The sequence below is a fragment of the Kocuria sp. CCUG 69068 genome (assembly GCF_020833785.1).
Classification (GTDB): domain Bacteria; phylum Actinomycetota; class Actinomycetes; order Actinomycetales; family Micrococcaceae; genus Kocuria; species Kocuria rosea.
This window is the reverse complement of the sequence record NZ_PDDL01000036.1, coordinates 23,441-31,165: the sequence shown is the minus strand read 5'-3', so window position 1 is coordinate 31,165 and position 7,725 is coordinate 23,441. Positions and strand designations below refer to the sequence as shown.

Here is a 7,725-nt window from a genome sequence, read left to right as displayed (position 1 = left end):
CGCACGGTCCGCTCGGACGACCCGCCGCCGGACGGCACGACGACGACGGGCCCGGGCACCACCGGCTCCCGGCTGGACCCCGGCTCCGGGCCCGCCGGGACGGGGCGGCGGTCGGCGGGGCGCATCGTCGTCGTCAGCCTCCTGCCCGTGGCCGTGATCGCGATGGCCGGGGTGATGGTCGAGGACGCCGGGCAGAACTGGTCGGCCGTGTACCTGAACGCCGAGCTGGGCGCCCCGCTGGCCACCGCGGGGCTCGGGCTCGTGGCGCTCATGGCAGCGCAGTTCGTGGGCCGGATGCTCGGCGACCCCATGACCGACCGCTGGGGCCGTGCCGCCGTGGTCCGCGCCGGGGCCGCCCTGAGCGCGGCCGGGATGCTGCTCGTGGTTCTCGCCCCGGCGCCGGCCCCGGCCGTCGCGGGCTTCGCGCTGGCCGGTTTCGGCTGCGCCACCCTCGTGCCCGCGGCCTTCCACGCCGCCGACGACATCCCCGGGCTGCGGGCCGGGACGGGCCTGGCCCTGGTCAGCTGGCTGATGCGGATCAGCTTCCTCGGCCTGTCCCCGGCCGTCGGGGTGCTCTCCGACGCCGTGGGGCTGCGGGCGGCGCTGCTCGTGGTCCCGGTCTTCGCGCTCGTCGCGGCCCTGATGGCCGGCGTCCTGCGGGAGCGCCGGACCCCCTGACCTGGGGCCCGCTGCTCTCCCGGCCGCCCCGCCCGCCGAGTCCCCACGTCGCAGCCACTCACTCCGCCGAGCCCCCACGTTGTGCGCCGGGTCCCCCACAAAGTTCTGGGGATCCGGCGAGCGATGGGGGACTCGGCGCTCGGGGTGAGCTGGGGGTGGGGGCTCGGCGAAGTGGGTGGGTCCGACCTGGCTCTCCCGAGCCGGCGGTCCCGGGCTATCCTGGAGCGACCATGTTCCACCACTTCTTCCTCTGACGGGTTCCGGATCCCGCCGCGCGTCCGCCGCGGCGGTCCGTCGTCCTGCCCACCCGTCCCCTCGTCAGGAGCCCCGGCCGTCCGGCCGCGCGCGGCTCCGCAGCCCGGAGGAAGCATGTCCGCCGTTCCCGTCCACCGTCCCGCCGTGCCCGCGGGCGAGCACGCCCAGCTGACCGCCACCGGGATCCGCGTGGTCCGCGGCTCCCGCACCGTCCTGGACGGGCTCGACCTCACGATCACCCCCACCACCCGCCTCGGCGTGGTGGGGGAGAACGGCCGCGGCAAGACCTCGCTGCTGGAGGTGCTCTCGGGCGCCCTCCTCCCGGACGCCGGCACCGTCCGCCGCACCGGCACGCTCGCCGTGGTCGACCAGGAGCTGCCCGTGCCGCCCGAGGGCACCGTGGGGGACCTCCTGGACCTCGAGCTCGCCGCCGAGCACACCGCGGTGGCGCAGGTCGAGGCCGCCGCCCGCGCCCTCGCCGCGGACCGGCCGGGCGCCCCGGAGCAGTACGCGCAGGCGCTGGCGGTCGCCCAGGCCCTCGACGCCTGGGACGCCGACCGGCGGGTGGACCTCGCCCTGCAGGCCCTGCACGCCGTGTCCGACCGCTCCCGGGTGCTCGGCACCCTCTCGGTGGGCCAGCGCTACCGGGTGCGCCTGGCCTGTCTGCTCGGCACCGTCCACGACCTCCTGCTGCTGGACGAGCCCACCAACCACCTCGACGCCGCGGGGCTGGCCCACCTGGGGGCGGCGCTGCGCGAGTTCCGCGGCGGCGTGGTCCTGGTCAGCCACGACCGGCGGCTGCTGGGCCAGGTCGTGGACATCGTCCTGGACCTGGACCCCAGCCGGGACGGCCGCCCGCGGTGGTACGGGGGCGGGGTGGCGGGCTGGCGCGCCGGCCGGACCGCCGAGCGCTCGCGGTGGATCCACGACCACCGGGAGCAGCAGGCCGAGCACGCCCGGCTGGCCGGGAACCTCCAGCGCGCCCGCTCCCGCCTGGTCGACGGATGGCGCCCGGACAAGGGCACCGGCAAGCACACCCGCGCCACCCGCGCCCCGGGGCTCGTCCGCTCGGTGCACCGCCGGCAGGAGGACCTCGAGCGGCACCGCGTGGACGTCCCCGAGCCCCCGCTGGAGCTGTCGGTGCCGGAGCTGCCGGCGCTGCCCGGCGTCGAGCTGGTGCGCGCCGAGGGCGTCGCGGTCACGGGCCGGCTGCTCCGGCCCGTCGACGTGGTGCTGGAGTCCGGGGACCGGCTGGTCGTCGCAGGCCCCAACGGTGCGGGCAAGTCCACCCTGCTGCAGGTGCTCGGCGGTGCGCTGGCTCCCGACCCGGGGCGGCGCACCGCCGCCCCCGGGGCGCGGATCGGCCACCTGCTGCAGGGCGGGGTTCGGCACGGGGCGCGCTCGGCCCAGGAGGTCTACGAGCAGGAGCTCGTCCGGCTCGTGCTCGCGGACCGTCTGGCCGAGCACGAGGTGGCCCCCCTGGAGTCCCTGGGGCTGCTGGCGGCGCGGGACCGCGGACGCCCCGTGGCGGAGCTGTCGGCCGGGCAGCGGCGGCGCCTCGAGCTGGCCGTGGTGCTGGCGTCCCGGCCGCACGTGCTGCTGCTGGACGAACCGACCAACCACCTCTCGATCCCCCTCGTGGACGAGCTCACCGAGGCCTTCGCCGCCACGGCCGCTGCCGTGGTGCTGACCACCCACGACCGGCAGCTCCTGCGGGACACGAAGGGCTGGCCGCGGCTGACGCTGTGACGGCCCCGCCGTGGGCGGGGCAGGACGGGCCGGCCCCGGACCGCGGAGCAGAGGGTCGGTCGGACGTCGTCACAGAGGAGCGCGGCAGCGTCACACCTCTTGCTCCCGCATACCCCCTGGGGTATGTTGTGATCGGCGTCACCGCAGACTGTCGAGACGAGCGACCCCGCCGGGCCGCTCCTCCCAGGATGGAGAACGGATCATGCACCAGAGACTGATCGTCCCGGCCGCCGCGGTGCTCCTCGTGACGGCCGTCAGCGCCTGCGGTCCGCAGGCTTCCCCGCCGACCGGGGACGGCACCGTCCCGACGTCGAGCCCGTCGAGCCCGGCGACGACGAGCCCCGCGTCGCCGGGCCCGACCGCGACGGGTCCGACGACGCAGCCCGGAACGGCGCCCGCCCCGGGCGCTGCCGGGGCGGTCCCCTCGGTGTCGACTCCTCCGGCCCCGGCCGACCCCGTGGCCGCGGCCGCGTGGGAGGCCCTGATGTCCCCCGAGGGCGAGTACGCCGCCTCGGCGCAGTACCGGGCGGTCGTGGACGAGTTCGGACCCGTCGAGCCGTACGCGAGCATCCAGGCCGCCGAGGAGCAGCACGTCGACGCCCTGACCCGCCAGCTGGAGCGGCTCGGTGTCACGGTCCCGCCGAACCCCTACACCGGGCGGATTTCCGCGCCCACCGACCTCGAGGCCGCCGCCACCGCCTGGGCGGCCTGGGAGACCGACAACATCGCGCTCTACGACCGGCTGCTGGAGGAGGTCCGCGGGGACGAACCCCTGACCCGCGTCTTCACCAACCTGCGCAGCGCCTCCCAGGAGATCCACCTGCCGACGTTCGAGGCCGCGGCGGCCAACGGGGGCCGGCTCACCCCGGAGCAGATGCGGGACCTGGGCCACGGCTGACCCGTCGCTCCTCCTGCAGGAGGAGTGCGCCGCGGCCGCCCGCGGGCCGTCCGCCGCCTCCCGTGCGGATCGGCTCCGGCCGCCTCGTCCTGTCCGGTCGGGACTGACCTCCCCCGGAGACCGTGCCCGCCCCTAGACTGCCGAGCAGGGGGCGCGTGAGCCGCGTCACCGCACCGGGAGTGCCGAGGAGGACACCATGAGGATCCGCGCCGCAGTCGTCGAGGGGATCGGGGCCCCGTTCGAGCTGGAGGACGTCGAGCTCGCCGAACCCGGCCGCGGGGAGGTGCTGGTCCGGATCGTCGCGACCGGGGTCTGCCACACCGACGCCATCACCCGTGCGGGCGACATGCCGCTGTCGCTGCCGGGAATCCTGGGCCACGAGGGCGCGGGGATCGTGGAACGGGTCGGCGAGGGCGTCGGCGCCGTCGTGCCCGGCGACCGGGTCGTCATCGGGTGGCCTTCGTGCGGAGCGTGCCGCAACTGCCTGGACGGGCAGCCCCGCTACTGCGCCCGGACCGGGGAGGCTCTCGTCTCGGGCCGCCGCTTCCGGGGCGAGGACGCAGGGACCTCGGCCTACACGCGGGCGGACGGCTCGGAGGTCTCCGGGCACTTCTTCGGCCAGTCGTCCTTCGCGACCCACTCGATCGTCCTCGCCGACGCCCTCGTGAAGGCGCCCGACGACGTGCCGCTCGAGCTGCTCGGACCCCTGGCCTGCGGGCTGGGCACGGGCGCCGGCGCGGTGCTCAACGAGGCCCGCCCGGAGCCGGGCTCGTCCCTGGTGGTCTTCGGCGTCGGGGCCGTGGGACTGGCCGCGATCATGGCCGCCCGCTGCACCGCCGCCACCACGGTCGTCGCCGTGGACCTGCACGACTCCCGGCTCGAGCTGGCCACCCGCTACGGGGCCACCCACGTCATCAACTCCCGGGACACGGACGTGGTCGCGGAGGTCGCCCGGATCACGGGCGGCTCCGCCGACTACGCCTTCGAGTGCACCGGGGTGGTCCCCGTCGTGGAGCAGGCCGCGGACTGCGTGGGCATGCTGGGCACGCTCGTGCTCATCGGCGGCGCGCCCGCCCAGGCGCGCTTCAGCCTCGACCACATGCACGCGCTGTGGGGCAAGCGGATCGTCGGGGTCCTGGGCGGCGGCAGCCGCAGCGGGAAGTTCATCCCCGCCCTGATCGACCTCCACCGGCAGGGGCGGTTCCCCTTCGACGAGCTGGTGCGCTTCTACGAGCTCGACGAGATCGAACAGGCCCTCGCCGACAGCGGGTCCGGCGACGTGGTCAAGCCCGTCATCCGCATGCCCCGGTGACGCGGTGCCCCCACCGCCGCGGCGGGCCCGGCGGGCACGGGCACCCGGTTCAGTCGATCCGCAGCTCGTGGACGCCGCGCTCGAGGCCGCGCTCCACCGCGGCGATGACGTCGTCCACGTTGTGCCCCGGCGGCAGCCGGGGCGGCAGGCCGGTGAGCGCCCGGTCCACGAGCCCGGTGTCCATGTGCGGCAGCCGGGCGTCCATCACCGCGATCCGACGACGGCGCAGCTCCCGCCGCAGCGACCCCAGCCACGAGGCCATGGCCGCCTTGCTGGCGGCGTAGCCGGCCATCCCGGCCAGCGGCAGCTCCGCGACCACACCGGTGAGGACCGCGATCGCGCCGCCGTCCGCGACGTGGGGCAGGGCCGCCCGGATGACGGCCATGGGACCGAGGGCGTTGACCTCGAACAGCTCCTCCACGACGGCCTCGTCCTCGTCGGCCGCGGGGCCGAACGCGGCGACCCCGGTGGCGATCACCACGGCGTCGAGCCCGCCGAGCTCCTCGGCCGCGCGGCGCACCACCTCCGCCGCCTCGTCGTGGTCCACGAGGTCGAGGGCGTGGGCCGCGCGCAGGCCGAGACCGCGCCGCAGCTCCTCCGCGGCGGAGGCGGAGCGGCCCGTCACCACGATGTCGGTGGTGCGCTCGCTCAGCCGTTCGCACAGCCGCCGTCCGAGGACGCCGGTCGCCCCCACCACGAGGATCCTCGCGCCGTTCAGGTCCATGGCCCCACTCCTGTCCCCGGTGCGACCCCGGAGCGGGCCGTGCCCCGAGCGTACCCACGCTCTCCGACAGCGCCCAGGAATTTGCGATCCCACAACGATCGCCGGGCACCCGCCGCCCGCCGTTGCCGACCGCGAACCGGGCGGCGTAGCCTGCAGTCCTCGGAGCCGGGCCGGGCGCACGCCCGGGGCGCTGGTGCTCCGCGATCGGGGGGCCGTCCACATGTCACCGACCACGTCACGATCGACCCGGGCGCTGGGCGCGGCCGCCGCGGCCCTGCTCCTCCTGGCCTCCTGCGGCACCCCGTCCGGAGGGGACCCCTCCGCCGAGGGCACGAGCCCGGCCGCGTCGCCGGCCGCCACGGCGGCGGAGTCCCAGACGGCCACGGAACCAGCCACAGAACCAGCCACGGAGAGCCCGTCGCCGACCGCCGAGAACCCGACGGCCGGTCCGACGGAGGCCCCGACCAGCACGCCCACCGCGAGCCCGACGGCGAGTCCGACTGGGGCTCCCGCGGAGCTCGTGACCTACTCCGGCACGGCCGCGGACGCCGCCTTCTCCTTCGAGCTGCCCGCGACGTGGAGCGTGGACGGGGACTTCTCGGACGTCGGCGGCACGGTGACGGTGCTCGGGCCGGACGGTGCTCCCGTCGGCCACCTGTCGGTCCTCATCGCCTGGGGCGCCGAGTGCGGCCCCGACTGCTCGATGCCGCCGGTGGCCCACCTCGGGGACGTCCCGGGGAGCGTGCCGCTGTCCAGCAGCGGGGAGTTCGTGGTGCGTTCCGTGGCCATGGACCTGATGTCCTCGCCGGAGCTGCGCAACGCGTACGGCTGGCCGGACGCCGTGCGGCTCGTGACCTCGCTGACCGATGCGGACGCCCCTCCGCCCACCACGATGCTGCCACACGTCCTGTACGGCCTGGGGATGGTCGAGACCGGGGTGGTCGCGCCCAACGGCATCACCTACCGGACGGTGATCTTCAGCTCGGTCCACGACTTCCCCACGCTCGAGGCCGCCCGGGAGTACGCCGGATCGGAGCAGCACCGGCAGGTCGAGGCGATGATCGCCTCCTTCCGCGCCTGAGTGCTCGAGAGGCCGTCCCGGGCGCCGTGGACCACGTCGTGCCAGGGGCGTGGCGGCGCGGATGCTGCTACGCGGAGTCGTCGAGCGGGGCGTACCCCATGCGCCGACTGACCCGCAGGCCGGCCTCCTTGAGGTCCTCGACCAGGTCGGCCATGTGCTGCTCCGTGAACCGGAACGCCGGTCCAGAGACGCTGATCGAGGCGATGACCGTGCCGAGATGGTCCCGCACGGGCACGGCGACGGAGTTCAGCCCGATCTCGAACTCCTCGCACACGGTGGCGTAGCCCCGGGCGACCACGTCGATCAGCTGTCGCTCCAGCTGCTCCCTCGACGTGATCGTGCGCGCGGTGAGGGCCGGCATGCCCTGGTCGCGGAGGACGTGGGCCCTCTCGTCGGACGGCAGCCCCGACAGCAGCACCTTCCCGCTGGCGGTGGCGTGCAGGGGGGTCAGGCTCCCGATCCAGTCGTGGGTCGCGACCGAGGAGGGGCCCATCTCCTGGTCCACGTTGACGGCGTGGCCCTCCCGCAGGACCGCCAGGTTGACCGTCTCGGAATGGGTCCGGGCCAGGCCGCGGACCTCGTCGCGCGCCTCGGCCACCACGCTCAGCCGGCCGGGGATCGCGTGCGCCAGCCGAAGGATGCCGAACCCGAGCTGATACGGGCTCCCGTCGCTCGGGTGGTGCACCAGGCCCCGGGATTCCAGGGCGCCGAGCAGCCTCGACGCGGTGGACTTGTGCACGCCCAGCTCCGCGGCCACCTCGGTCACCGTCGAACCGCCGGTCCGGGCGAGGACCTCGAGCACCGTGATGGCCCGGTCCACGGACTGCACGCCCCCCGGGGTGACCCCGTCCGTGCCGGGCTGCTCCTTGGTGGCGTCGGGGGCGGTCGGGGGTCTGGGGCCGGGGGAGGACATGACTCCATGGTAGTCAATCGTCATTGTCGCGCTCCGTCCGCTCCGCCCGCTCCACCCCGGCCCGCCGGGGTGGAGCGGGCCGGGCGCCCGGTAACGTGCCGTGCGGGCCCGGCGC

At 75.8% G+C, this 7,725-nt stretch carries 7 protein-coding genes; 5 read left to right on the top strand and 2 right to left on the bottom strand.

The window, feature by feature from the left end; genetic code table 11:
- The 4 genes from CRM73_RS09065 to CRM73_RS09050 all read left to right on the top strand — a co-directional run.
- Positions 1-678, top strand: a 678-nt coding sequence (locus CRM73_RS09065; RefSeq protein ID WP_229587440.1) for an MFS transporter, incomplete at its 5' end; no start/stop codon positions are given.
- 369 nt (positions 679-1,047) lie between these two features.
- A complete protein-coding gene (locus CRM73_RS09060) occupies positions 1,048-2,682 on the top strand; it encodes an ATP-binding cassette domain-containing protein (protein WP_229587439.1) in 1,635 nt (544 codons plus the stop codon).
- A gap of 427 nt (positions 2,683-3,109) precedes the next feature.
- The gene (locus CRM73_RS09055; RefSeq protein WP_229587438.1) at positions 3,110-3,580 is read left to right on the top strand and encodes a hypothetical protein; all 471 of its coding nucleotides are present in this window, start codon (positions 3,110-3,112) and stop codon (positions 3,578-3,580) included.
- Positions 3,581-3,776: 196 nt separating this feature from the next.
- Positions 3,777-4,892 (top strand): NAD(P)-dependent alcohol dehydrogenase, encoded by a 1,116-nt coding sequence (locus CRM73_RS09050; RefSeq protein ID WP_229587437.1) that lies wholly within the window; start codon positions 3,777-3,779, stop codon positions 4,890-4,892.
- Between the two features lie 49 nt (positions 4,893-4,941).
- Here CRM73_RS09050 and CRM73_RS09045 read toward each other — a convergent pair whose 3' ends face one another.
- Positions 4,942-5,616, bottom strand: coding sequence for an SDR family oxidoreductase (locus CRM73_RS09045; protein ID WP_017833553.1), 675 nt, complete (start codon positions 5,614-5,616; stop codon positions 4,942-4,944).
- 220 nt (positions 5,617-5,836) lie between these two features.
- Here CRM73_RS09045 and CRM73_RS09040 point away from each other — a divergent pair, with 220 nt between their 5' ends.
- Positions 5,837-6,697: a hypothetical protein gene (locus CRM73_RS09040; RefSeq protein WP_229587436.1), complete on the top strand. Its 861-nt coding sequence runs from the start codon at positions 5,837-5,839 to the stop codon at positions 6,695-6,697.
- A gap of 67 nt (positions 6,698-6,764) precedes the next feature.
- Here the strand turns inward: CRM73_RS09040 and CRM73_RS09035 are convergent, their stop codons facing one another.
- Positions 6,765-7,610: an IclR family transcriptional regulator gene (locus CRM73_RS09035; RefSeq protein ID WP_229587434.1), complete on the bottom strand. Its 846-nt coding sequence runs from the start codon at positions 7,608-7,610 to the stop codon at positions 6,765-6,767.
- Positions 7,611-7,725 lie beyond the last annotated feature (115 nt).